At 37.8% G+C, this 26,712-nt stretch carries 24 protein-coding genes; 18 read left to right on the plus strand and 6 right to left on the minus strand.

Translation table 11 applies throughout. The features are described 5' to 3' along the window. Nucleotides 1-39 precede the first annotated feature (39 nt). Both CKJ95_RS06575 and CKJ95_RS06580 read left to right on the plus strand, forming a co-directional pair. Nucleotides 40-789 (plus strand): PepSY domain-containing protein, encoded by a 750-nt coding sequence (locus CKJ95_RS06575; protein ID WP_099352601.1) that lies wholly within the window; start codon nt 40-42, stop codon nt 787-789. Nucleotides 790-897: 108 nt separating this feature from the next. Beyond that, nucleotides 898-1,452, plus strand: a complete 555-nt coding sequence (locus CKJ95_RS06580) for a PepSY domain-containing protein (protein WP_180271428.1) — start codon at nt 898-900, stop codon at nt 1,450-1,452. A 46-nt stretch (nt 1,453-1,498) separates the two neighbouring features. On the opposite strand, the gene CKJ95_RS06585 is transcribed toward CKJ95_RS06580, so the two are convergent. After that, nucleotides 1,499-2,524, minus strand: coding sequence for a serine hydrolase domain-containing protein (locus CKJ95_RS06585; protein WP_099352603.1), 1,026 nt, complete (start codon nt 2,522-2,524; stop codon nt 1,499-1,501). A 204-nt stretch (nt 2,525-2,728) separates the two neighbouring features. Here CKJ95_RS06585 and CKJ95_RS06590 point away from each other — a divergent pair, with 204 nt between their 5' ends. Both CKJ95_RS06590 and CKJ95_RS06595 read left to right on the plus strand, forming a co-directional pair. After that, a complete protein-coding gene (locus CKJ95_RS06590; protein WP_099352604.1) occupies nt 2,729-3,676 on the plus strand; it encodes a calcium/sodium antiporter in 948 nt (315 codons plus the stop codon). Between the two features lie 130 nt (nt 3,677-3,806). Then, nucleotides 3,807-4,223 (plus strand): DUF1284 domain-containing protein, encoded by a 417-nt coding sequence (locus tag CKJ95_RS06595; protein WP_099352605.1) that lies wholly within the window; start codon nt 3,807-3,809, stop codon nt 4,221-4,223. 31 nt (nt 4,224-4,254) lie between these two features. On the opposite strand, the gene CKJ95_RS06600 is transcribed toward CKJ95_RS06595, so the two are convergent. Further along, a complete protein-coding gene (locus tag CKJ95_RS06600) occupies nt 4,255-5,271 on the minus strand; it encodes a DUF1646 family protein (RefSeq protein ID WP_099352606.1) in 1,017 nt (338 codons plus the stop codon). 277 nt (nt 5,272-5,548) lie between these two features. Here CKJ95_RS06600 and CKJ95_RS06605 point away from each other — a divergent pair, with 277 nt between their 5' ends. The 3 genes from CKJ95_RS06605 to CKJ95_RS23760 all read left to right on the plus strand — a co-directional run bounded on the left by CKJ95_RS06605 (nt 5,549) and on the right by CKJ95_RS23760 (nt 10,332). Then, nucleotides 5,549-6,010, plus strand: a complete 462-nt coding sequence (locus CKJ95_RS06605; RefSeq protein ID WP_099352607.1) for a MarR family winged helix-turn-helix transcriptional regulator — start codon at nt 5,549-5,551, stop codon at nt 6,008-6,010. Between the two features lie 2 nt (nt 6,011-6,012). After that, nucleotides 6,013-9,150 (plus strand): MMPL family transporter, encoded by a 3,138-nt coding sequence (locus CKJ95_RS06610; RefSeq protein ID WP_099352608.1) that lies wholly within the window; start codon nt 6,013-6,015, stop codon nt 9,148-9,150. A gap of 123 nt (nt 9,151-9,273) precedes the next feature. Further along, on the plus strand, nt 9,274-10,332 hold the full coding sequence (locus CKJ95_RS23760; RefSeq protein WP_257215722.1) for a peroxiredoxin family protein: 1,059 nt from the start codon (nt 9,274-9,276) through the stop codon (nt 10,330-10,332). Nucleotides 10,333-10,350: 18 nt separating this feature from the next. On the opposite strand, the gene CKJ95_RS06620 is transcribed toward CKJ95_RS23760, so the two are convergent. Next, entirely contained in the window at nt 10,351-10,911 is a 561-nt protein-coding gene (locus CKJ95_RS06620; protein WP_099352609.1) for a DUF1836 domain-containing protein, read from the minus strand. 172 nt (nt 10,912-11,083) lie between these two features. Here CKJ95_RS06620 and CKJ95_RS06625 point away from each other — a divergent pair, with 172 nt between their 5' ends. The 3 genes from CKJ95_RS06625 (at nt 11,084) to CKJ95_RS06635 (ending at nt 13,698) form a co-directional block, all read left to right on the plus strand. Continuing rightward, nucleotides 11,084-11,755 carry an SGNH/GDSL hydrolase family protein gene (locus CKJ95_RS06625; protein WP_099352610.1) on the plus strand — a complete coding sequence of 224 codons (672 nt, stop codon included), beginning with the start codon at nt 11,084-11,086 and terminating at the stop codon, nt 11,753-11,755. Between the two features lie 150 nt (nt 11,756-11,905). After that, nucleotides 11,906-12,487, plus strand: coding sequence for a peptide deformylase (gene def, locus CKJ95_RS06630; RefSeq protein ID WP_099352611.1), 582 nt, complete (start codon nt 11,906-11,908; stop codon nt 12,485-12,487). Between the two features lie 38 nt (nt 12,488-12,525). After that, a complete protein-coding gene (locus CKJ95_RS06635) occupies nt 12,526-13,698 on the plus strand; it encodes a MalY/PatB family protein (protein WP_099352612.1) in 1,173 nt (390 codons plus the stop codon). A 45-nt stretch (nt 13,699-13,743) separates the two neighbouring features. Here the strand turns inward: CKJ95_RS06635 and CKJ95_RS06640 are convergent, their stop codons facing one another. Then, nucleotides 13,744-14,172, minus strand: a complete 429-nt coding sequence (locus CKJ95_RS06640) for a DUF4064 domain-containing protein (protein ID WP_099352613.1) — start codon at nt 14,170-14,172, stop codon at nt 13,744-13,746. A gap of 373 nt (nt 14,173-14,545) precedes the next feature. Here CKJ95_RS06640 and CKJ95_RS06645 point away from each other — a divergent pair, with 373 nt between their 5' ends. The 4 genes from CKJ95_RS06645 to CKJ95_RS06660 all read left to right on the plus strand — a co-directional run bounded on the left by CKJ95_RS06645 (nt 14,546) and on the right by CKJ95_RS06660 (nt 20,087). Beyond that, complete coding sequence (locus tag CKJ95_RS06645) at nt 14,546-15,553, plus strand: TAXI family TRAP transporter solute-binding subunit (protein WP_099352614.1); 1,008 nt, start codon at nt 14,546-14,548, stop codon at nt 15,551-15,553. A 116-nt stretch (nt 15,554-15,669) separates the two neighbouring features. Continuing rightward, nucleotides 15,670-17,676: a TRAP transporter permease gene (locus CKJ95_RS06650; protein WP_099352615.1), complete on the plus strand. Its 2,007-nt coding sequence runs from the start codon at nt 15,670-15,672 to the stop codon at nt 17,674-17,676. Between the two features lie 172 nt (nt 17,677-17,848). After that, complete coding sequence (locus CKJ95_RS06655; protein WP_257215723.1) at nt 17,849-19,237, plus strand: aspartate aminotransferase family protein; 1,389 nt, start codon at nt 17,849-17,851, stop codon at nt 19,235-19,237. Nucleotide 19,238: 1 nt separating this feature from the next. Continuing rightward, on the plus strand, nt 19,239-20,087 hold the full coding sequence (locus CKJ95_RS06660) for a MurR/RpiR family transcriptional regulator (RefSeq protein WP_099352616.1): 849 nt from the start codon (nt 19,239-19,241) through the stop codon (nt 20,085-20,087). A gap of 29 nt (nt 20,088-20,116) precedes the next feature. Here the strand turns inward: CKJ95_RS06660 and CKJ95_RS06665 are convergent, their stop codons facing one another. Together CKJ95_RS06665 and CKJ95_RS06670 are read right to left on the minus strand one after the other, a co-directional pair. Then, the gene (locus CKJ95_RS06665; RefSeq protein ID WP_099352617.1) at nt 20,117-21,124 is read right to left on the minus strand and encodes a DUF3231 family protein; all 1,008 of its coding nucleotides are present in this window, start codon (nt 21,122-21,124) and stop codon (nt 20,117-20,119) included. Nucleotides 21,125-21,193: 69 nt separating this feature from the next. Beyond that, on the minus strand, nt 21,194-21,682 hold the full coding sequence (locus CKJ95_RS06670; RefSeq protein WP_099352618.1) for a hypothetical protein: 489 nt from the start codon (nt 21,680-21,682) through the stop codon (nt 21,194-21,196). A 168-nt stretch (nt 21,683-21,850) separates the two neighbouring features. On the opposite strand from CKJ95_RS06670, the gene CKJ95_RS06675 reads away from it, so the two are divergent. The 4 genes from CKJ95_RS06675 to CKJ95_RS06690 all read left to right on the plus strand — a co-directional run bounded on the left by CKJ95_RS06675 (nt 21,851) and on the right by CKJ95_RS06690 (nt 26,706). Next, nucleotides 21,851-22,456, plus strand: a complete 606-nt coding sequence (locus CKJ95_RS06675; RefSeq protein ID WP_099352619.1) for an alpha/beta hydrolase — start codon at nt 21,851-21,853, stop codon at nt 22,454-22,456. A 255-nt stretch (nt 22,457-22,711) separates the two neighbouring features. Further along, nucleotides 22,712-24,439 (plus strand): spore germination protein, encoded by a 1,728-nt coding sequence (locus tag CKJ95_RS06680; protein ID WP_099352620.1) that lies wholly within the window; start codon nt 22,712-22,714, stop codon nt 24,437-24,439. Further along, nucleotides 24,387-25,493 carry a GerAB/ArcD/ProY family transporter gene (locus CKJ95_RS06685; protein ID WP_099352621.1) on the plus strand — a complete coding sequence of 369 codons (1,107 nt, stop codon included), beginning with the start codon at nt 24,387-24,389 and terminating at the stop codon, nt 25,491-25,493. Before CKJ95_RS06680 ends, CKJ95_RS06685 begins: the two co-directional genes overlap by 53 nt. Beyond that, nucleotides 25,474-26,706 carry a Ger(x)C family spore germination protein gene (locus CKJ95_RS06690; protein WP_099352622.1) on the plus strand — a complete coding sequence of 411 codons (1,233 nt, stop codon included), beginning with the start codon at nt 25,474-25,476 and terminating at the stop codon, nt 26,704-26,706. The genes CKJ95_RS06685 and CKJ95_RS06690 overlap by 20 nt, the downstream gene beginning before the upstream one ends. Nucleotides 26,707-26,712: the final 6 nt, after the last annotated feature.

The raw sequence follows: 26,712 nt of genomic DNA on the forward strand, positions 1-26,712 counted from the left end.
TATTATAGTAGATAAAACGAAATCAATGGAGTGATTGCAATGAAAAAAGGAACACTTCCTAAAAGTCTACTGGCTGTAGCAGGTATTTTAATTGCAACTTTTGTGATCTGGCAGCTAACAAAGACCTTTACATCTGCAGAACCTTTAACTGAAAAGGATGCCACCCGCCTTGTGGAAAAGATGTATAGCGGTGAAAACACAGAAGTGAGCCGAGAAGGTGACGTTTATAAAATTAAATTTGAAATAGAATCTGGTATTTATGAAATAGACGTTAATCGGAAATCGGGTGACGTTACTAACCTCACTCAAATTTCACATGAACCTCGGGAAAAAACAGAGACTGAGATTCGAGAGATATTAGCCAAAGAGAAGGCCGGAGAAATTAAAACGATTGAAAAGAAGAATGAACAAGATAAGGCCTATTATTATGCAACTGTCACAAAAGGCGAAACAGAAGCAACTTATAAATTAGAAACAAAAACAGGTAAGATCGTGGATGTTGTAGAAAATAAGCAGCAACCGCAGAATCCACCAGAAACTACGCCAAATACACCAGATAAACCAAATACACAAGAGCCACCAATAAAGACAGCACAACGTATTACTGAGCAACAGGCAATTGAGCTTGCTCTTAAAGTTGTAAATGGTGCTGTGGATGATGTTGAACTAGAAGAAGAAGCGGGCCAGCTCCACTACTTTATTGAAATCGAAGATGCCCAAGAAGAAGAATTCACCGTACAGGTTCATGCAATCTCCGGTGAAGTCAAAGCGATTGTGTCAGAGGATTAATTCTTAGAAACTCTCACATATTTCTCATCAATTTCTCATTTTATTATCTGAGTTTCCTCATTTTCATTGTCTATGATGAAGATAGTTCAAATAAAGGAGGAAACAAAAATGAAGAAAAAACTTGTGGTATTAGGAATTATTGGTGCAGTTGTATTAGGAGGAGCAGTTGGAGTCGGTGCATTTGCAAAGGAAGCTGAGGTTCCATCTAAACAAGCTGAAGAAATTGCGTTGCAAGAAGTAAAAGGAGCACATGTTGAGAAAGTTGAGCTAGAGCGCGAGAATGGAGAGCTTGTTTATGAAGTTGAGCTTGAGGGCACATATGATGACGATGTAGAGGTAGTAGTCAATGCAACCACTGGTAAAGTAGTGAGAGTAGATGATGATCGCGATGATGACGATGACGATCGAGTTACTTCTCAACAATCCGTTTCATCAGTAAAGATTTCTAAAGAACAAGCGATTTCGATTGCAACAAAAGATACACCAGGTAAAATTGTAGAAATCGAGTTAGATGATGATAACCATTATGAAATTGAAATGATATATGAAGGAAAAGAAGTCGAAATGGAAATTTCTGCAGTAGACGGAACGATTTTAAAAAAGGAAATAGATGACCTTGACGACAATGACCACGACAACGATGATGACGATGACAAAAACTAATATTAAAAACAAATGAGGCCAGGACGATCCTGACCTCTTTTTTTCATTACACATTTTCCTCAAAAACATCCGTTACATCATGTGGACCGTACGATTGATTTGATGGGATGACTAACGTGATGCCTGCAGCAGGGTAATAAGAAGAAGCGAAGCTCACTCCAGGATCATACCCCATCACATGATATTTATAAATCTCAGAATCTCTTTTAGAAATCCATACTCCATAGCCATAAAACTCGTCGTCCTCAGCATGTACGTGAGGTTTTAAAAGCAGGTTAGTTGTTTCCTTGCTTACCAATTTATAGCCCAAGAGAGCATCCCATAATTTTATCATGTCAGGTGCAGTGACAAATGCTCCACCATCTGATCCGCCCTTAATCGGAATGGAGTACATATTTGTTCGCCATGTTCCATCTTCTTCGTTATCGATATACCCAATTGCCGTATTATTTGGAAGATTATCGAGAGGAAAATATCCTGAGTCTACCATTCCAGATGGTTTAAAAATATTTTCAATCACATAATCTGTAAATGATTTACCCGTTTTTTGCTCAATGATTAACCCTAATAAAATATAGCCGGCGTTGTTATAGTGAAATCTTTCACCAGGTTCAAACATCATACTGCTATTCTGGAACAAAGGAAGAAAATCCTTCAGTCCGCGGATTAAGTACATCGGATTTTCCTTCCAAAGTTCCTCAAAATCATCCATAACGGCTTCATCAAAATAATCAGGGACACCGGAAGTATGAGTTAACAAATGGTCTACGTTTATATTCTCAGCAAAGTAAGGAAATTCAATGTTCAAGCAATCTTTTAATCTTGTATCAAATGTTACTAAACCTTTTTCAACAAGTTGACATACCGCAATGGCGGTAAAAAGCTTGCAACCAGAGGCGATTCCAAACCTTGTATTGATTTTGTTTTCAAGTTCTTCAGCTCTATTTGAATAACCGTACGCTGATTGAATCGTTACTTCATCGTGTTGTTTTGCAAGAACAACTCCTGAAAACTTACTTTGGTTACAAGAGTCATTTATTTTACTGTTTAAAGTTGAATTTAATGTATGCATTCATTAACTCCTTATTCGTATTCCAATTGGCTCTTGTGACAAACAACAATTATATTCAGGGACTCTATTAAATACTACCATAAATTTCTAGTTATTTGTCGGAAGAATATACAAAAAGACAGCGTCATTTTTTAAAAAGATGAGTAATATTTATACCTCGAAGTAAAATATAGTAAGTGGGGATGAGTATAAGGAGGAGAATACATGACCTATCTATTGCTATTAGTTGGATTTGCATTATTAATAAAAGGTGCGGACTATTTTGTTGAAGGTTCCTCTAAAATTGCTGGACTTCTTAACGTTCCTCCGATCCTCGTCGGGCTTACCATTGTTGCGTTCGGAACGAGTTCACCAGAAGCAACGGTAAGTATTATTGCGGCTATCGAAGGCAATGCCGATGTGGCAGTTGGAAATGTAGTCGGAAGTAATATCTTTAATATCACATTCGTCGTTGGGATAACTGCCATGATTAACCCGCTGAAAGTAGAGAATGCTACGATTCGAAAAGAAATTCCATTTACATTTTTGGCTAGTATTGCCCTATTTGTAATGATGGGTGACCTGGCTTTACAAAATGCAACTGTTAATACCATTTCTCGGACTGAAGGAATCCTCCTCCTCCTCTTTTTTAGTGTATTTTTGTATTATATTATTGAGGTGGCAAGAAATAATCGTAATTCTGTAGTGGCTGAAACGACAGATAAAAAATGGGGCAAAAATAGTGCTTTCACACTCGGTGGCTTAGCAGCAATCATTTTTGGTGGAGATTTGGTGGTAGATAACAGCATTAAAATCGCCTACTCCTTTGGAATGAGTGAAACATTAGTGGGCTTAACCATTGTAGCGGTTGGAACTTCCTTGCCAGAACTTGTGACATCTGTTACCGCAGCCATTAAGAAACAAAGTGAAATAGCGTTAGGAAACATCGTTGGAAGCAATATCTTTAACATTTTCTTTGTACTCGGTGCTTCTTCAGTTATTTCACCATTACCGGTCGATGGAAAAATTCTTGTCGATGTCATATTAATGCTTATTTTAACAATCGTCCTATTTGTATTCTCTCGAACAGAATTCAAAATTGCTAAATCTGAAGGAATTGTCCTTGCCGTTGCATACATCGCCTATATGGTATTTATCATTTTAAGAGGTTAAAAATAATTCACCGCGCAATGCGGTGTTTTTTTTATTAAAATGTATAGATTATTAGAAGGGAAATATGTAAACTAAAATAATAAAGTAGTTAACAATCTGAACTCATTATTTCCAAACAGGGGGGATGCTGATGTACAAGCTGAGGGGCCACTATCTTTTTTGCCTATTAGGTTATAGGGGAATGGGTTATTCCAGGGAGTACGTGGAAAATATGACGATTGTTCACCAGACTCTTAGAAACAACCCAAGGACACTTATTCAAATTGTAAAAGGTCCAGATCATCTATGTGAAAAATACCCGAACACTGGTGAATACCACTGCCAAAATGCGTCCATCTTCGAAAGGGATGCTATGATTCTAGAAAAAATGAGACTTCGAGTCGGACAAATTTTAAGATGGGAAGACATTGAAACTAGAATCCAAAAGCATGTCATTCCTTCAGACATTCAAACAGTGTGTGAATCTTGCTCATGGCGCTACTATGGCGTTTGTGAAGAAGGGATAAAAGGAATGATTGAAGGTAAAGGTCTACGAGAGGTCAAATAAAGCAACAAAAAAATGCCTAATAAGGCATTTTTTAGATTAAGTAAATAATTAAGAAATATCCCATCATAATGCAAAGCCCCATTGGCACTCCGAACTTTGCCCACTCCTTACTTGTAATTTCTAATTTCCCTGCTGCGATAATATTAGGGATATTCCCAGGAATAAGCATTCCACCACTTATCAATAATCCTAGAAGTATCGATTGAATCGTAAAATGGTCCATCGCTGGACTGATTTCGGCGGCTGCTAGAGTAGCATTATCAAGAATGGCGGAAATCATATTTAGCCAGTAAAGAAGTAGCGGGTCAAGCCCGATGAAATAACGATTGATCATTGGTTCAAAACCTGCACCTAATAAGGTTAGCCCCATGACGAAAAAATAGATCTTTAACGCTCGTACAAGAATTTCCTCGTATGTTTCAAGATTTGATTCCTTTCCAATCGTTGCTTTTTTTCGATTTGGCGGCTCGACAACAAGGGTGGCCAATATACCGAAAAGGAGGAGAGCTGCAAATATCTGAGGGCCGATTAGGCTTATTAAAAAGAAAAACTCTTCATTAAGCTTACTAATCGCAATCGTTGATAAAGGTTCCCCAATGGGTGTTAGCGCCGCGCCCATTCCAATTGAAAAACAGGCAATTATCACGAATCGAATCATAGATGCACGTTCGAGTTTAAGTGAAGAGGCAACCAAAACAAGTACAAGTGCTGCGATGATGGCCGTTATGATACTTGAAATGAGCCCTAGGATAATGACAACTAATCCAATAAATAAGCGGAATGGGATTCTTCGGCTCAGTCCAACGATGGATCTTTGTAATGGTGTATGAAACCATTTGAATAGCAAACCAGCTATAAAAACAGCTAAAGTGATCTTGATGGGATCAACTGCTGCCCGTATAAAAAGCTGACTGTTAAAAACACCACCGACAACCGCAGCAAGCAGCCCCATTGCAAAAAGAAATAACTCTAGGTTTTTCTCAACAATCCTGACCGAGAATGGCAAAAATAGAACGAAGATAAGAATTACTAACAGTCCGATAATCATTCACATTACCTCAACTTTTCATATTTTAGTACGCCTAGGAGCAAGTATTATATTCATATGCAAAAATCGGACAAACTTGCTAATCAATTTGTTACTTATTTAATAGTGTTATTTTTGATTTCGAGAATAGTGGAAAGAATAATGGACATCTCTCTAGGTTAGAGGGCTGTTTTTTTATTGACTTTTTGGATAGTCGGAATTATAGTTAATCATGTTAATAGTTAAAGTGTTTAACTATTAAATGATTGAATCTTATTTTGTGAGGTGACAGTGAAATATGGCTAAAACAAATATTAAGGAATTGGTTGATTTATATGTTGATGTTTCGTTTTCAGTGAATACCATTGCGGATTCGCTTGTGAAGGAACAGCTCGGAACCGAACTTACCAATGAACAGCATTATACACTTCGCTACATAAATAAAGTAGGTTCGTGTACATCAACCGAACTTGCAGAGGTTTTTGAAGTGAAAAAAAGTGCAATTACTGCCATCATAAATCGCCTTTTTGAGAAAGGGTTAATTGATAGAACACGCGACGAGAATGATCGACGACTTGTCTATCTAACTTTGTCAGACAGAGGGGAGAAACTGTTTTTAAAGACAGAGGAGCGAGTTAATAACCTTGTCGAGTCTATTATTGGTGAATTTTCTGAAGAAGAAATCGTTCAATTCTTAAAAACGTATGAAAAGCTTAATGGAATCCTTCAAAAGATAAAACAGAACAAGGTGGTGGAATAAGTATGAATTTTATTATAAAACGGAAATGGTTTGTCCTTATCGCATGGGTAGTTGTTGTAGCAGGATTATTCCTGGCAGCTCCGAATATGGGAGACCTTGTGCGTGAAAAAGGCCAGATAACTGTACCCGATGAATATTCATCCTCCATTGCAGGTCAAATTTTAAATGATGCACAGGCCCAAGAGGGTGGAGGAGATGAAACACAGGTGGCCCTTGTGTTTCATGATAAAAAGAAGTTAACAGATGACGAAATCAAAGAAGCTGAAAAAGCAATCCAACTTCTTGAAGAGAAGAAAGAGGAAATCGGAATTACTGAAATTCTTACTCATTTTAATGAGGAAACACTAAAGGAACAGCTTGTTTCAGAGGACGGAAAAGCAATCCTTGCCTCTGTAACAGTTAGCTGGAATGACCGGGAGCCAAAAGAGGTCAGCGATGCTTTATATCAAGCCATTGAAGATGTAAAGGTTGACCATTATTATACGAGTGAATGGCTCATTAGTGAAGATCTCGTGACTAGTTCACAAGAAGGTTTGAAAAAGACTGAAGGTATTACGGTTGTTTTTATTCTTGTCGTTCTTTTACTTGTGTTTAGATCTCTCGTAGCACCGATTATTCCACTTGTGACAGTTGGGTTTACTTATCTTGCGTCACAATCGATTGTTGCGATGTTAGTTGATAAATTTGATTTTCCAATTTCAACTTATACACAGATATTCCTAGTCGCTATCTTATTTGGAATTGGAACAGACTATTGTATTTTGCTTTTAAGTCGATTTAAAGAAGAACTATCACAACGAGAAAGCTTAACAGAAGCAATTGTTGAAACGTATAAAAATGCTGGTCGTACAGTATTTTTCAGTGGAGTTGCCGTCATGATTGGCTTTGCTGCAATCGGGTTTTCTCAGTTCATCTTATACCAATCAGCTGTGGCTGTAGCGGTAGGTGTTGCAATTTTACTAGTTGCATTATTCACGGTCGTCCCATTCTTTATGGCCGTTTTAGGTAAAAGATTATTCTGGCCATCTAAGCAGAATTTAGAATATGGAGATAGTAAAATCTGGGCAGTTGCTGGAAGATTTTCATTAAGTCGCCCACTCTTATCTCTATTAATTGTTGCTGCAATCATTGCTCCATTCTTATTTGTGTATGATGGAGAGCTATCTTATAACTCATTAGAAGAATTAAGTGGAGATGTAAACTCGATTAAAGCATTCAATGCGATTTCGGATAGCTTCAGACCTGGTGAATCCATGCCAACTCAAATCGTCTTGAGAAATGACGAGGCAATGGACTCCACAGAGTATATCGAATTAGCCGAAAAAATCAGCCGTGAAGTGGAAAAAGTGGACCTGGTTGACTCTGTTCGCTCTGTCACAAGACCAACTGGTGAACCAATTGAAGATTTATTCGTTGCAAATCAAGCTAAAACTCTTGAGGAAGGTCTTGGTGAAGGAAAAGACGGACTAACTCAAATCAAAGACGGGCTTGAAGAGGCTGGTAGTGAACTTGCAAAATCAGAGCCAGAGCTTAAAAACGCCACTGATGGAATCGGTGAATTAATTACTGGAACCAATCAAGTAAAATCTGGATTAACAGAGATCCAAACAAACCTTTCAAAAATCGAGTCAGGTATCCGTAGCGGAACAGCTGGAATCGATACGATGATTGCTGAAGTTGACAAAGCAAAGGCTGGATCAGAAGAATTATTAAACTATTATAATACGAAACTATTAGTAGGTTATAAAGAGGCGCAAAGTGGAATTGCCGGTTTGCAAACGGGCTACACTGAAATAGCAAATGCCCTCCAACAATTAACCACTGGTGTGAACCAGCTAAATAAAGGTGGATTTGCTTATCTAGAAGGCTACTATATTCATGCAGAGAGTGGCCAAAGTATTGCTGGTGATGATGTATATAAAGGAATGAAGCAATCCTTGCAAGGGATCCCACAATTATCAACGGGGATTCAAGAACTAAATGGTCATCTTTCGGAAGTAAATACCGGAATGACGCAAGCTAATGCAGGATTTGAACAATTGCTCAAAGAACAAGCAGCGCTTCCAGCTGGTCTTGAACAGTTAATTGCTGGTTTGGAAGAACTAAAAGGTGGACTTGTCCAAGCGGCAAATGGCCAAGGTCAAATCGTTCAAGGAATGCCACAAATTACAAATGGCCTAACAGGAATTAATGATGGCCAACAGCAGCTCCTTGATGGATTCGGAAGTCTAGGTGGTCAATTAACACAATTAACGGATGGACTGACTCAAAGTGCTGATGGTCTAGAACAGGTTTCGGATGGATTAGGATCAGCTCAAGTATATTTATCAAATCTCTCAAACTCTGAAGAATTAAATGCTTTTTATATGCCAGAAGAAGTCCTTGAGAGTGAAGATTTCGCACAAGTCCTTGACGTATACATGTCAAAAGATCGTAAAGTCATGACATTAGATGTCATCTTTGAATCGAACCCATATTCCAACGAAGCAATGGCACAAATCGAGGAAATCGAAGCAGCTGTTACAAGAGCAACAAAAGATACCAAGCTTGAAAATGCAGATGTCGCCCTTGGTGGTATTACAAGTACCAATACCGATTTAAGTAAAATGTCTGAACAAGATTATTCACGTACAATCGTGCTAATGTTTATTGGTATTGCGCTTATCTTAATTTTCTTGTTCCGTTCGTTAATCATGCCACTTTATCTAATAGGTTCATTAATTTTGACTTATTACACATCAATGGCCATTAATGAAGTTATTTTCGTCAATATTCTCGGATATTCCGGAATCAGCTGGGCGGTACCATTCTTTGGATTTGTCATCTTAGTTGCACTTGGTGTCGACTATAGTATTTTCCTAATGGATCGCTTCAACGAATACCGTGATATTCCAGTAGCAGAAGCAATGCTTCTTTCCATGAAGAAAATGGGTACTGTTATTATCTCAGCAGCTATCATTCTTGGAGGCACATTTGCAGCCATGATGCCATCTGGAATGCTCTCCTTGCTCCAGATTGCATCGATTACACTCGTCGGTCTGATGTTATACGCATTTGTGATTCTGCCATTATTTATCCCAGTTATGGTCAAAAACTTTGGCATCGCCAACTGGTGGCCATTCAAACGACCAACCAATTAATCAAAAAACGAGGCTCCCTGTTTTAGGGGCCTCGTTTTTTTGAATGCAATTTACTGTCACTAACTAAAACTACATTTCTCCTGCATGGTACAATGATTGTACTAGACACAGTGGAGGTACAAGATGCATTTCATACAAATGGGCTCTCTAGCCATCATGACAAAATGGGTCATCCTTGGAGTTGGCATCATCGCAGGCCTTATCATAGCACGGGTTTGGTTAGCAAAAACAACAACATCTGATAATACCAAAAGCATTATCAATCTACTCACTAATGGCATTTTCATTGGCTTTTTAGCGTGGAAGGGAAGTTTATTCCTTTTAGAGCCAGCACTCGTCATAAAAAGTCCGATGTCTTTACTCTATTTTACCGGAGGAACAAAAGGATTAGCGATTGCAGTTGTTATAATAGTACTCTATTTTCTATATCACATAAAAAAGAGGACTGTAACGACATCGCATCTCATTCGATCAGTGCTTATTGTGAGCTTCACAACCGCTATGCTCTATGATTTTCTAGCGCTATTTTTCCTTCACGATGACAGTGTTTTTCATTTTATAAAATCAATGTGTGCATTCTTTCTTTTATTGTTGACACTCTATAATAAAGGACAACAAAAAAAGGAAGTGCTTCATGAGATGAAAAAAGCAGCGTTAATCGTTGGTTTAACAGGACTTATTGTGTGGACGGTCAATAGCAATATGTCTTTCGCTACCCCGAAAGAAGATGTAAAAGCAACTGAGGTTGAAGTTGGAATTTCTGAAGGACAATTGGCACCTGATTTTACCTTAAAAACAACAAGTGGAGAAGAAATGAAGCTATCAGAGTTTAGAGGGAAGAAAGTTATTTTAAACTTTTGGGCAAGCTGGTGCCCACCATGTAAAGCGGAAATGCCACATATGGAAGAATTTTATGTAGAAAATAAAGAATCCAATGCTGCGCTGTTATCGGTAAATCTAACAACTGCAGAGAAAAAGAGCTCGGACGTTGCGAAATTTGTGGATGAATATGGGCTAACCTTTCCAGTCCTACTTGATGAGGAAGGAAATATTGGACAAATCTATCAAGCTTACGCGATTCCGACAAGTTATTTAATTGATTCCAAGGGCATCGTCCGGAAAAAAATTGTCGGGCCGATGGATAAGGAAATGATGACATCTTTAATTAATAGTGTGAATTAAAAAAGAAAAGTGATCTGATCACTTTTCTTTTTTTTCGCCCTGATTTTGAATGAGTTCGTCCACTAAGTTTTCAGCAGCACGTCGATAAAATTGGCTAGCTGTAATAAAGGATAGAATCAAAAGCACCTTTTTCAGATGTTCATCCTCGGAAGCGCCAATTTCTTCTGACACATCCTTCATCTTTGTATCGACATCTTCTTTGAATTCAGTTGCATTTTTTTTATAGAGAGCAAGATAGCTCTTATAAAATTCTTCGAGCTCGAACGCTTCATCATTCATGATTCTTTGATTTACACCATCAAGTGTTGCCTTGATATCATTGATGGATAGCCCACCTTTTAGTTGGTAAATCAAACTTAATAAAAGTAAATGTTCTCTCGAATACTTTTTGTTTTTAATCGGAATCAGCAATTTACCTTTTGCGTAATTGTTGATCATGGTTTTCGTAAGGACCTTTTCATCCTCATTTCTTTTTGTGGGGCTAAACGTATTTTCAAAGAGTTGGATGACCTGGTCCATGTATAGATCAATTTGTGGAATGTCCTCTAAAAAAATATTTTTATCAACATCTATATTCATGGTTATGACCTCATTTATAACGATTTTATTTGTTACCTAGTTTACTCTATAACTATCAGAAAGTAAATGTTGACTACATGGTGAAATGTGTATATGATTATAAGTAGTATTAAGAACTACATATAATAGTATCCTTAATGAATTCAATTAAAATAGATGAGCGGTGATAAATATGAAAATTGTATGTTTTGGTGATAGTTTAACTAGAGGTGTTTCTTTTGTAAAAGGTCGCATGCGAATCTTGAAAGAAAATTATCCTGCATTTTTACAGCAATTTGCTTCTGATCACATCACTGTTATAAATAAAGGTGTCTTTAATGATAATTCCGATTTATTGTTATCCCGAGTTGAAAAAGATGTGGTTGCCGAACACCCTGATTACGTAATCATAAATATTGGTGGCAATGACTGCAATTTTAAATGGGATGAAGTGGCTAAGAATCCTGAAGATGAGCATCAGCCAATTGTGCCAATTGAACGATATATGGAAAACCTAAAAAAATTAATTCAACGAATCCAAGAAACGAATAGTATTCCTATTTTGATGACCTTACCACCACTTGACCCTGTTAGGTATTACAAGCTGCTTGCTCAAACGTATGGAAGCTCAATTAGTCATTGGATTAGTCTTCAAGGAGGCATCGAACACTGGCACGGTCTCTATAATCGCAGCTTGAATAGCTTAGCTGAGCAATTAAATGTCTTAAAAATTGATGTGCGTACAGCCATGAAACATGCTGGGAATTTGAATGATTTTATTAGTGATGATGGGATTCATTTGACAGGTGAAGGCTACAAAACAATGAGTAGTGCCATTTTCTCTTCTTTAGTGAAAACAAAATAAAAGGACTATGCCACTTGTATAATAGGTGGCATTTTTCTATTCAAAATGGAATACAACAAGAGTAATGTGAAAAACTGTATATCAATGGACATAAGCAAATAGGAAAGCTAAGATAAAAACATGAGAATGAGTAAAGGTAGATGAAAACAAATGAACTATTATAAATCTGATTACATACTTACGATGAAGGATATTGTTCGTGAGGGACATCCCATTTTAGCTGAGAAAACAAAAGAGGTTCCTGTACCGCTTGCAGAAGAGGACAAGGAATCCCTGATTAGCATGATGAATTATATAAAAAACAGCCAGGACCCAGCGCTTGCGAAAAAGTACGGGTTACGACCTGGGGTTGGTTTATCTGCAAACCAAGTTGGTCTCAATAAGCGTATGTTTGTCGCCTATTTTACAGACTTTGATGACAAATTGCATGAATACCACGTAGTGAACCCGAAAATTGTGAGTCATTCGGTATCCATGACTTATTTGCCCGAAGGAGAAGGATGTCTATCGGTCGATCGCCCGGTAGAAGGCTATGTTCCTAGGTATGAAAAAATTAAAGTGAAAGCATATGATATCAATGGTCAGGAATTTACTCTTCGTTTAAAAGGCTATGCCTCTATCGTCTTTCAACATGAAATCGACCATCTAAATGGAATCATGTTTTACGATCATATCAACAAAGAAAATCCATTTAAGCTTCCAGAAAACGTAGAAATCAAGAGCCTCTATTAATACAATTAGTAATTCCAAAGAATTTTGGAGGGATAGGCGTGAAATATAATTTTGATGAATCAATCAATCGATTGCAAACGAATTCGGTAAAGTGGGATGAGGTAGAGAACCTTTTTGGGGATAAAGAGATGCTTCCGATGTGGGTAGCAGATATGGATTTTAAATCGCCACAGCCGGTCATCGATGCCTTAATAAAACGAGCTGAGCATGGAATTTATGGCTATACTACAAGACCTGACGCCTATTATGATGCAACAGTAGGCTGGATGAAACGACGTCATAATTGGACGATTGAAAAGGATTGGATTACTTTTTGTCCTGGTGTAGTCCCAGCTCTACATATTATTGTTCAAAACTTTACTAGCCCTGGCGATAAAATCTTAATACAGCCACCTGTTTACTATCCGTTCATGAGCGTAATCGAAAAGAATGGACGGGAAATCGTCAATAATCCGCTACAATTTGAAAATGGTCGTTATACCATGGATTTTGATGACCTTGAGAAAAAAATTGATTCAAATGTAAAAATGATTATTCTTTCAAATCCACATAATCCGGTCGGACGTGTGTGGACAAAGGATGAATTGACAAAGTTAGGTGAAATTTGTTTGAAGCACAATATCCTTGTTGTTTCGGATGAAATTCATTTTGACCTCGTTTATAAAGGGAATGTGCATACACCATTTGCTGCGATCTCTGCTGAATTTGCTGAGCATTCTATTACATGTACGGCACCTAGTAAGACTTTTAATCTTGCGGGGTTAAAAACATCAAATATCATCATTCCGAACAAAGAGTACCGCGAGAAATTTACGAAAGCCGTCGAGGACGCCTTCATTAGTATGACCAATACATTTGGAGTAACCGCCCTTATTGCTGCCTATGAAGAAGGGGACGAATGGCTTGATCAACTCATGGAATACTTACAAGGAAACCTAGATTTCCTTAAAGAATATATTCATACCCATATTCCAGAGGTAAAAGTAATTGAACCTGAAGCAACTTATCTCGTGTGGCTGGATTGTCGACAGCTTGGCCTAGAAGCCAAAGAACTAGAGCATGTCATTCAAAAACAAGGTAAAGTCGCATTTGACGAAGGCTATATTTTTGGAAAAGAAGGAGAAGGCTTCACCAGAATCAACATAGCCTGCCCAAGAGCTTTATTAGAAGAAGGTTTGAAACGATTTAGCCGAGCAGTTAAGTATAGGTAAAGAAAAAAGCTTGAAGGTCATTAAAAACCTTCAAGCTTTTCTTGTTTAGTATTCAGGATTAAATGTTTCCTTTTCCTTACGTACTAAGCAAAGAATTCCTGCAATGAGGTATAGAATACTTGCAATAATGGAGATTAGGAATGTTGCAAGTGTGGTAAGTACAGCTACCACAATTAATAGAATTCCTGCTGCTTTTGGGTGCTTATTCCCTTTAAGAAGAAATAATGATACAACTCCGAGTATGATGGCTAAAATACTTACAATAATGAAATACCAACCACCGGATGTTACCATATCTGTAATGATTCCCATATCGACTCCTTCAAGAGTTGGATCTTCAGCAGCGATGCTCTCCATTTCTTGTGTGAACTCATTATTGTCACCAAGACCTACAAACATAAATCCAAATAAAGTTAAAAATACAAAGAAACAAGCTCCAATAATCGTTAAAACAAATTCACCAGTACGTTTCATTCATAGTTCCCCCTTAAAAAATGTTTCATTTTGATTGTACTATACAGTGTATAGTATGCAATCCGATTTTCTTCCTAATCCTCTCCAAAATTGGAATTAGTTTATTTACGAAAAAAGAGAAAAAAGGTTTCAAAATGGTGTAATTAATTTTTCAGGCGATATACGCATATAAAAATAATAATTTAATACTTATTATTACAATCGTATTAAAGGAATATTAAAAAAATTTTGCAAACAGTAGACAATTTATGTTAACCTAGAATTATAGGTGTTTAAATGGTAAATATACCAAATTAATCCAAAGTAGTAGTTTGGTAGTAAACCTCGTTCTAAGAGGGTCTACATAAAAAATAAATATTTAGGGGGAATGCAAATGCTGAAGAAGTACTCATTTCTAACTTTGCTGCTAGCATTGGTTTTACTCATTGCTGCATGTAGCAGTGATAACACGAATGGTGACGACAAGGATGAAGGAGGCGATAGCAGCGCTGAATCTGGGACAATCGATCTTCTCATGGGTACAGGTAGCCAAGGAGGGACCTATTTTCCACTTGGTGCCGAAATGGCGAATGTTTGGAACAAGAATATTGACAACGTGAACGTAACATCAACTGAATCAGGTGCTTCTGTTGAGAACCTTGCAAAAATTTCAAATGGTGAATTTGACCTTGGAATGACAGTTAATTTACCTGCTTATAATGCGCTTAATGGAACTGGTGATTTTGAAGGTAAGAAAGTTGAAAACTTCGCATTTATTGGACATATTTATCCAGAAGTTCTTCAAATCATTACACGTGAAAGCACTGGTGTTGAGACAATTGCAGATTTGAAAGGAAAGAGAATTGCGATTGGACCTCCAGGAAGTGGAACGCAAACTGCAACAAAAGCGGTCTTAGCAGCTTATGGGATCAACGATGGCGATTATGAGGCATACCAAGAAGGATTCGGTGATGCAAAATCGAAACTACAAGACGGTACGATTGATGCTTCATTCGGACTACTTGGCCTGCCAGATGCAGGTATTGACGAGCTTCAAGCCTCAGTTGGCGATGTGAAGTTCTTAGAGGTAACAGGTGATGAATTAACAACGGTAGAAGAAACAAGTGGATACACTGGCTATAAAATTAAAGCAGGTTCTTACGAATGGTTAAAAGAGGATGCGAATGTTGTATCCGCATACGCTGTTCTTGTTGCAAATACAGACACAGTGGATGATGAATTAGCTTACCAACTTGCAAAAGTCATGCTTGAAAAGGCAAGTGAAAATACACATGCTCAAGCAGCCCACATGACAAAAGAAAACGCACTTAGTGGATTAGGAGATTTACCAATTCATCCTGGTGCAGAAAAGTACTATAAAGAAGTTGGAATACTAGATTAATATCTTAAAAGAAGAAGGGCTTAACACTATGTGTTCTAGCCCTTTTTTTCACAAGGATTACTTTTATTAATTCAATTAATCATCAAATAAAATAGATTTCACAGGTGGTGGTAAGAATGAAATGGTGGAAGAAAAAGGAGATGAGGGATTCGAACGAACCTACTCAAAATAAAGAAAGTGTATCGGCAGAAGAGATTCTAGAAAAATACGACCGGGAAAGTACCTATCGAAGGAATCTTGGGAAATGGAAATGGATTGTTCTCATCTTGGCTGTTGGCCTGACGGTATTTCATCTTTATACAGGGTATCGCGGTGCCTTTGAAGCTCGAATACAGGGTCCAATACATTTAGGGACAGCATTGGGATTAATCTTTCTGCTATATCCAATTAAAAAGGGACTTCATCGTAAGCAAAAAGGAATTCCTTGGTACGATGTGATTCTAGCCATTATTTCACTAGGTGTTGGCTATTATAATGTTATTTTCTATGAGGAATTGGTGTCAGAACGGATTGTATTCGGATATACAACTCCAGATTTTATTGTTGGAACACTAGGAGTATTACTAGTTCTTGAAGCGGCGAGAAGATGTGTTGGCCTTCCGATTGTCATCGTATCGAGTGTGGCCATTCTTTATGCATTGTATGGAAACTTGATTCCTACGAAACTATTTGCTCACCGAGGTTTCTCTTGGAATACATTAGTTACTGATTTGTATTTAACGACAAAAGGTATCTATAGTACACCAATCCAAGTTTCCTCGACATTTATTTTTCTATTTTTATTATTTGGTGTCATGTTAATTCGAACTGGTGTCGGACAATTCTTTAATGATATTGCGTTTGCGATCACTGGTCGTTTTACGGGTGGTCAAGCAAAAGCAGCAGTTGTAGCAAGTGCCATGCAGGGGATGGTTTCTGGTAGTTCTGTAGCCAATACAGTTGGTTCCGGTTCGTTTACGATTCCAATGATGAAGAAAGCAGGCTATAAACCAGAGTTCGCGGCAGCAGCTGAAGCCTCAGCATCAACGGGTGGTCAAATTATGCCTCCAATCATGGGAGCAGCCGCATTTATCATGGCTTCCTATACAAATATCCCATATAGCCAAATTATGTTGGTTGCAATTATCCCGGCTGCCCTTTATTTTCTAGGCGTATTCTTTGGTGTTCACTTCGAATCTAAAAAGATTGGAATTGTGGGGGTTCCCAAGGAGACTTTGCCTAAAGCAAAGAAGTTAATGCTTGAACGTGGCTACCTATTGCTGCCTCTTATCGTTATTTTTTACACATTACTGACAGGAAAGACGCCAATGCGTGCTGCATTGCTTGCGATTCTAGTCTCATTTTTAGTGAGTCTTGTTCGTAAAGATACAAGAATGTCGTTAAAAAGTGTTATTAAAACACTTGAGGAAGGTGCAAGAGTTGCTTTGCCGGTTATCGCAGCGTGTGCGTCTGCGGGGATTATTGTTGGAGTAGTTGTTCAAACAGGTCTTGGTGGACGTATTGCTGATGGTATTATTGCGTTGGGTGGAGGAAGCTTAATCCTTACTTTGTTCTTTACCATGATTGCTTGCTTAATCCTTGGAATGGGTTTGCCAACAACAGCAAACTATGTTGTTACAGCTACAATGGCTGCTCCCGCATTAATCCTTGGGTTAGATGTACCAGTACTCGCGGCTCATATGTTTGTCTTCTATTTTGGAATCGTAGCAGACATTACTCCTCCGGTTTGCTTAGCCGCCTATGCAGGGGCTGGCTTAGCAAGGGCAAATCCATTTACAACGGGAGTAACAGCAACAAAGCTTGCGACAGCCGCATATATTATTCCATTTATCTTTGTCATCAATCCGCAAATGCTTTTAATCGACTTCGAGGTTCCATTCTTGGTCATATCTGTCATAACGGCGATTATTGGTATGATTGGTATTAGTACAGCAATGATCGGATTCTTCATACGTAGGGCATTTGTATGGGAGCGAATCATTCTATTCGCCGCAGGCCTAAGCCTTGTGTCACCAAGTATTTATTTTGGAGCTGCAGGTGTGATTGGATTATTAGCTATTTTATTTATTCAATCTCGTCGTCCAAAAGAAAATATTCAAGCACCAACGATGTCATTCAATTAGTTTATTACCACCCTTTTTGAAAAGGGTGGTTTTTTAATGCTAAATGTTGAGGTGAAAATGAGTTCTCTCTAAGTAACCTATTTACTTCAGAGTTTGTCCTACATTATAATGAAATAAATATTTCCTTAATTTAGATTATGAAATATAAATTTCAAAAGAGGGGGCTTTTCGATTGACATTGTTTCAATCCAACCAAGGTCATATTTCTGAAAAAATGATGGGGTCTGAAAATTTATTTAAGTATGCAAAATCTGTAATTCCTGGAGGAGTTTCAGCAAACATAAAATATTTCGCACCACATCCCATTTTTATGGACAAAGGGAATGGGAGTCGATTAATTGATGTAGATGGGCATGAATATATTGATTATTTATTGTGCTATGGAGCCCTTCTACTTGGCCACGGTCACCCAGAGGTTACGGCTGCTGTATATAATCAATTGACCACAGCAGGAACAGCAGTTATTGGGGCTCCACATGTATTAGAAGTTGAAATGGCAAATAAATTAATTGAGCATTTTCCGGGTATTGAAATGGTTCGCTATACGAATTCTGGATTAGAGGCTACATTATTAGCGATTCGATTGGCACAAGCTTATACAGGAAAAACAACTATAGCAAAATTTGAAGGACATTATCATGGAGGCTATAATGAGGTTTTGGTAAGTGTGAATCCAACCATTGAAGAAGCGGGTAATGAGAAGAAGCCGAACTCTGTGCCAGAATCGAAAGGGATATCAACACATAACGTCGAAAATACAATTATTCTACCTTTTAACAACTTAAAAGCAACGGAGCAAATATTGCGACAATACAAGGATAAAATTGCAGCTGTTATTATTGAACCTGTTCAAGGTGGATTTATTCCAGCTGAAGAGGGTTTTATGATTGGACTTAGGAAGCTAACACAGAATCTTGGAATCATATTAATCTTTGATGAGGTTAAAACTGGTTTTCGCCTGACTCTTGGAGGAGCTCAATCTATTTATGGGATTAAGCCAGACCTTACAGCACTTGGAAAGGTATTGGGGGGTGGCTTTCCTGTTGGAGCAGTTGGTGGTCTCCAAGAGATTATGGAGTTAATGGACCCTTCTAATGGTGGAGATATATTATCTGCAGGTGGAAAGGCTATAAAGAAAGATCATGTGCTATTTCATAGTGGAACCTATAATGGTCATCCAATTGTATTGGCAGCTGGATTAGCGACGATTAAAGTTCTTGAGAAAGATAATGTGTACCCAGGATTAATTCAAAAAACGGAAAACCTTCGTTCAAGCCTCGAAAAACTTTATCAATCATATGGAATGGAAATGCAGACTGTTGGGATGGGAAGTATTTTTAATATTGTTCATACAAATCAATCAATAAAGAATTATCGAGACTTACTAAAAGCAGATATGAAACTTCGTGAAAACATAGATTATGAGCTTTTAAAATTGGGGATCTATACAAAGCCATTAAATCGTTATTCAATGTCTATTGTGCATACAGATGAAGACATTAAAGAAACTGTCAGAAAGCATGAAATGGCAATTAAGATTGTGAAAGGAATCGATTCATAAGATGCAAGAGGTGTACCAAAATATAACGAATAAATTACCTGAAATGAGTAAATCACAACGGAAAATTGCAAAGTACGTATTGGGAAACACGGAATCTGTACCATTTTTTACTGTAGGACAGCTAGCAAAAATGGCAGATGTTAGTGAGGCAACTGTTGTTCGTTTTTCCACGTTTCTTGGATATAGTGGGTATCCAGAATGGCAAAAAGACATGCAGGATTCTGTAAAAAGGCAGCTTACCACAGTAGAACGTCTAAAGATTACTGAGGATATTTATGATTCAGAGGACAAAGCCGTTTACGAAATGTTTCAGGAAGAAATAAACCGAATTCAAAAGATGGCAGACCAATTTGATATAACGGCATTCCATCAAGCAGTCGAGGCTATAATTAATGCAAAACGAATCTATATAGTCGCAAATCGAAGTGCAGTTTCTCTAGGCTCTTTTTTAGAATTTTACTTAGATTTATTATTCGAAAATACAGAGTTAATTAGGAACCCGAATGGTATTTCTGAAAAGTTATTCCGAATAACTGAAGAGGATATTGTAATCGGACTGAGTTTCGCTAGATATACAAAAAATACAATTGAGGCAGTCTCATTTGCCAAAGACCGCGGTGCAAATGTAATTGCTATCACAGATACGCGGCTTTCTCCCTTGATTCCTTATGCTAATATTGTTCTTTGCTCGCCAAGTGAGATGCCGTCATATATTGATTCATTTGTTGCTCCGTTAAGTTTACTAAATGCTTTATTAACAGCAGTTGGTCGAAAGAAGCGGAAAGAAATTGAAAGGCATCTTACCGATTTAGAGGAAGTGTGGGAGAGGTTTCAAATTTTTTATGGGTAAATCGAAACGACGTGCGAAGGGCACGTCGTTTACTTTGAATGTTTTTGTAGTTTAATCCGATCAACCGTACCTGGTGGCTCTTGAATCCACCTGCGGTTGACCATTATATCGAATCCTTTAGCAGCGTAAAGTAAAATCTCACCGATTGTTTTTGAGTAAAAAGCAACCAAATCTGCCCTCATAGATATTCCCTGTGCATGCCCAATTAAAGTAATGTCGATTCCGTTGAGAGCATGAAAAAGTGAAACAATGAGCTTATCTGAAAATGGAGATACCGTTGAACCTGTTACCTCCATTGGGATGGATGTTGTTCCCATAAGATTTTCCTGTTTCAGAATGTCATTAATGAAGGTAATTTGTTTTTCTGATATTTTTTTCCCTTCACTAATAAAGTCAAAGATTTCCTTGTCCTTTACTACCTGCAGGAACCCTATGCAAAGAACAATCGCAAAGTAATTTCTTTCGATATTAAAAAACATATCCGTGATTTCCAAAACATTTAATGGCCTCTTATCACCGATTAACTTTGTTAAGTAACTCTTCTTTTCAATATATTCGTTTTTAGTAGGATAGACAACCATAGGAGGTCGGTCATACATTCCTTTTTCAAGCATTAACTGGGTTGCCTCATTATATTGTGTTAAAGCATCTGATAAGCATTTAGAAAATAATGATCGAACATCCTCTCTAGCCACATTTGAAGCGATAAAGCTAAAATTGATCATATTCATTCGACTCATTGCATAAACAAAAGTTAAAGAAAATGGGTCATAAAACAGTGGTGGTGCCGATAGGTTTATATCCTCATCGGAAAACTCATCCGGTATTGCAATTTTCTCTTCGGAAAATATTCGCTTTATTTCTTTCATTTGCCCACTATATATTTGAAAAGATTCTTTTAAAAGTGGTTTAATTTCCTCATCTTTTAAGTGGTGAAGGAAATATTTAATCAAACAAATCGTCATACTAGCCTGTATAAACGTCGTCCATAATCCACTGATTTCAGCACTGGATAAACGAATATTATGTTTCTCCATGAGGCACCCTCCCCAATACTTCATATATGGGTAGTATTGGTTAAATGACAATTTCTATTCTTTAACAATTCAACCTCCCATGGTAGATAATAATTGATCAAACTCTTCGTTAATGGATTTAATCTGCTCGTAGCCCTCGTCCGTTTTATTTGTATCCCCATTCGTAATCCCCTGGAGCAGAGTATTCATGCCTTCCATATATCTTTCAATTGAAGCTTGAATGTGAATTCGTAACTCGTTCAAACTTTTATTACTCGATTTACCATCAAGTTCAATTAGATTAAATATGTACATCGCTTCCTCATTAGCGATTTGCATGGTTTCAATTGCTGCCTCTAATTCATCCTCTTTTTTCATTTCTTCCAAAAGCATATTTAGTTCCTTATTAAGTTGAATAAATTTTTGTACATGGCTTTGAAGGCTATCTAATATAACCTGATCCTTTTGTGAAAGATTCTGGTCAAGGGCACTGTATAGATCTGAAGCGGTCCTAGAAGGTGAGGAGCATCCTATTAATAACGCGATAAAGATGAATGGTAGAATAATTTTTCGACACATATTGACCCTCCATAGTAATGTATATAAAAAGATATGAGACTTGTCCTTGTTATATGCTTGGGGTTTGACAAATAGATTCTAGTATATTATCTTGAATTAAAGATATTTTTTGTTATTACGGTATCGATAGGAGATACTAGAAAAAGACTTTGTTTTGGAGGGAATACGATGAAGCATATTTTCCGTGAAGGTAAAGATAAAACAAAACCAACTCTTCTGTTATTACATGGTACAGGCGGAACGGAGTCAGATTTATTGCCATTAGCACCACATATTGATGAAGAAGCTTCTGTATTAAGTGTGCGTGGAAATGTATCTGAAAATGGCATGCCACGCTTTTTCCGTCGCTTAGCTGAAGGGGTTTTTGATATGGAAGACCTTATTTTCCGTACAAAAGAATTAAATGAGTTCCTCGACGAGGCAGCCACAACTTACTCATTCGATCGAAATAATATTGTTGCAATTGGGTACTCAAATGGAGCTAATATTGCTGGAAGCCTACTGTTCCATTACAAAGATGCCTTAAAAGGAGCCATTCTCCACCATCCAATGGTGCCAAGAAGAGGGATAGAGTTACCCGACCTTACCGGTACACCTGTCTTTATGGCAGCAGGCAAAAATGACCCAATTTGTCCAGCACAGGAAACCATTGACCTACAAGACCTATTAGAGAAAGCAAACGCAGATGTTGAGGTCCATTGGGAAAATAATGGGCATATGTTAACTGGCACAGAAGTTGCTGCAGCAGCGAAGTGGTATAAGAAACACTTTTAAAATCGGGTAGTTTCTGTCTCGTTGCCTGTTAAATCTAGTGGAATTGAGTTATAACAGTTTTATACATCAAAACAATAACCCAAGATTGTATTGTAAAAACACCAATCTTGGGTTAATTGCGTTTTAATCCAGATAACTCGCTCACCGCCCAAACCCCCAACTACCGTACCCCATACCAATTACCTCTAAAAGAATAAAATACCATTTTTGGAGGAATATATATAAAAATGTCTCTTTTAAGAAAGAGGTATCGAAATGTCTTGGTCTACCATAAAGAGAAGTCCGAAACGAAGAGGTACTAAGCCTACAAAACAACCAGCTGCGACAGCAAATGAAAATAACATTCCACATAAATTGGTTGAAGAGCTACCTACAGATCAGCTGGGGGAAAACCTTGATGCCACGATTGAATTACTGAAAAATCTATTAGGGAAAAATGCTGATTTCTTTTGTCGGAAGTTTCAAATGTACGGTAAATTTAGTGCTGCAATTATTTATTTTTCTAGCATTGTTGATAAAACGGCAATTAATAGTGGCATTATGAAGCCACTCATGTATGTTCCAGTAAATACAGACCTTGAAAAACTTACCCAAACAAATGTGTTGGATTTCATTTTGAATGAAGCCATGTTTCATACTGAAACAAAAAAAGAAAGTAAGATCGAAAATATCGTAACTGCTTTATTGCGCGGAGAAACCGTTATTTTTATTGATGGTGTTAGTTCTGGCATTCAATTTGCTGTAAAGAATATTGATAAACGTTCAATTTCCCAGCCAGAAACCGAACAGGTTATTTTAGGACCTCGTGAGGGTTTTATCGAATCGCTACAAACAAATATCGCATTATTGCGAAATCGATTAAAAACTGCAGACTTTCGTGTTGAAATTATGGAAATTGGTCGTGTGTCAAAATCAACGACAGCCATTTGTTATCTTGAAGGAATTGCGACTGATGACTTAGTAAAAGAAGTGAAGGATCGTTTAGGGAAAATTGATATTGATGCCATCTTGGATGTAGGCTATATCGAACAATTTATTGAAGATAACCATATGTCACCCTTTCCGCAGATTCAAAGTACAGAACGGCCTGATAAGACAGTGGGTAGTATTCTAGAAGGGAGAGTGGCTATTCTAGTTGACGGATCACCATTCTCTCTTATTGCTCCAGTTGTATTTAATCAATTTTATCAAACCTTCGAGGATTACTCATCTCGATTCTTAATGGGTAGTTTTGTACGACTCGCACGATTGGTGGCATTAGTTTTCTCTTTAATCTTTCCATCTCTGTATGTGTCGTTCATTTCATTTAACCCGGAGTTGCTTCCGACAGAATTTGCTGTTGCTGTTGCGGGTGGACGTGCAGGTGTCCCATTTCCTGCAGTGGTAGAAGTGCTAATCATTGAAGTCGCGATGGAAATACTACGTGAAGCAACTGTTCGATTACCAAAGCAGGTAGGTGGGGCTCTTTCCATTGTAGGGGTACTCGTAATCGGACAAGCAGCGGTTGAAGCGGGAATTGCAAGTCCAATAACGGTTGTTGTAATTGCGATGACAACGATTGGTTCTTTTGCAACTCCGGCATATGATGCAGCGTTTGCTCTCCGCATGCTCCGATTTCCAATTGTCATTATGGCGGGCTTTTTTGGACTTTATGGCGTCGTGATTGGGGTTATTTTCATTTTTAATCATATGCTTTCGTTAAAATCCTTCGGAGTCCCTTATATGAGCCCAGTAACTCCTGGTAATTTCCAAGGCTTAAAGGATGTCATTATTAGAGCACCTTTTTGGTGGATGCCAAAAAGGCCTGAAATGCTACATTCTCAAAACTCTGACCGTTTAGGAAAAACGAAGGGAGAATCTACAAAGGCTCAAAGTAACACTTTAGATCCAGTAATGGTTGGGAATGAGAAATGGGAGGAGGACAAGTCCAGTGGAATATCCACGCGAGATAACGGTCATACAAGCAACGACAATCCTAATTAGCACTATTATTGGAGTGGGATTATTAGCTCTTCCTCTTTTTGCAGTTCGGACGGCGGATACAGGCGCCCCACTTGTAACTTTATTGGGTATAACGATAGCATCCGCTGGACTGGGCTTGATTACATTTCTTGGAATCCGCCACCCGCGAAAATCCATCATTATGTATGGAGAAGATATTCTAGGGAAGTGGTTAAGTAGGGTGCCGAACGTAGTTATCATTCTCTTTTTTGCAATATTAACGGGACTAACTTCACGGGAGTTTGGCGCGGTAGTTATTACTGCCATTTTAAAGCAAACGCCACTAGAAGTGACTGTAATTGTGATGTTAATACTCGCGGCATTATCTACAAGGAATGATATGAATGTATTTGCCTATATCCATAATTTTTATGTACCGTTTATTTTGGCACCGGCTTTAATCATCGTTGCTCTATCTTTAAAGAATGCAAATAGCTTATATTTACTTCCAATACTAGGAAATAATCCTGGGAATTACTTAGTTGGAGGCTTTACCATTGCAGCATTATTTCAAGGTTCTTTTATTTTTACAATGATTATTCCTTTTATGAGGCATCCACGAAAAGCAGTCAAAGCTAGTATTTGGGGAATGGTTATTGCCGGTGGTTTATATCTGTTAATTGTGATTGCAACTGTTGCGGTATTTGGCCCAGGTGAAATAACGAATCTTCTATGGCCGACCCTTGAATTAGCTCGTACAACCTCAATACCTGGTAATCTTCTTCAGAGATTAGATATTGTTTTTTTATCTGTCTGGGTAATTGCTGTATTCACTACATTGTTTTCCAGTTATATGTTCACGGTTCATTCTATTAGCCAAATGGCTGGATTACGTGATCATAAAATGCTTTCCTTTTTTATTTTGCCGCTTGTTTTCATTATCGCGATGATTCCGCAAAATATATTGCATTTATATGATGTTATTGAAATCTTTGGGAGATTAGGCCTAATTCTAACAGTCGGTTATCCTACGTTATTAGTTAGTGTAGACCTTGTAAAGAAAAAGGTGAAAAAAAGTGGGAGTATCAAAGCATAGTTGGAAGACTTGTTTAAAAATTATACTAATCGCTTTAGTGCCTGGGCTATTCTTAACAGGTTGCTGGGATAGTGATGATATTGAACAACGGGCTACGATATTAGGTATATCAATTGATAAGGTTGATGATGCAGACGGTGCAGACCTTGCTCAAATAACCGGTTTAGGAAATCAATTTCCAAAGCCAAAAGATGGATTAATTAAATTAAGTGCTCAAATCGCTGTTCCAGGAAGAATTCCACTTGGACCGCAAACGGGTGGGGCTGGTGTAGACCAAAACCCACTTTGGGTAATAAGTGTAGTGGGATATACATTAGATGACGCGATAGCAGTGCTTCAGCAAGAAGTAGCTGACCGGCTTTTTTTTGGTCATCTACGGACCATAGTCATAAGTGAAGACGTTGCGAAGGATGGGGTAAAAAGATTTAACGATTATCTCCGAAGAAATCCTGAGATTAGAAGGACTGCTTGGATGGTGGTATCAAAAGGTGAAGCGAAAAAGTTTATGGAGTTGGCACCTAAACTGGAGCGGGTCCCTACCCTATATTTGTCTGCAATGGTCGAAAATGCCGTTGGATTAGGTACTTTTCCGGAAGATTTTATCGGCTTGTTTTGGACAAAGCTACAAAGCAAAGGTCAAGATACGTTCCTTCCATATCTTGAATTGAAAAAAGAGGATAATATACAAATTTCTGGTTTAGCGTATTTTAAAGATGATCGAATGATAGGTAGAACGGAACCCGTTGAAATAGGCTTATATATGGCTGTAACAGGAGAGAAGATAGGGGGATATGAGGTATTTGTTGAAGTACCTGAAACGGATGTTAAGGTAATAGTAAGGGCAGAAAATCGCAGGTCATCTATAAAACCAACACTACGAAATGGAAAGCCTCATGTGGACATAAAAATTCATTATGAAAGTACAATCGGCGAAGGAGCTGTTGGAGTAGATTTAAATAATCCGGAAATTGTAAAAAAAATCGAAGAGGAGGCATCGAATGGGGTTAAAGAAGGCACTACAAAATTAATTAAGAAAATGCAGGAGGAACAATCAGATATTTTTGGATTTGGAGAATATTTTCGTGCAAAACAACCTGATTATTGGAATAAAGAGATTCAAACAAAAGAGAAATGGCGTGAGGTATACAAGGATTTGACCTTTGATATTCAGTGTACATCAAAAATTCGAAGAGTAGGTACAAAGGCAAAATAGGCTTAT

This window comes from Fredinandcohnia onubensis (assembly GCF_002734285.1).
Lineage (GTDB): Bacteria > Bacillota > Bacilli > Bacillales > Bacillaceae_L > Ferdinandcohnia > Ferdinandcohnia onubensis_A.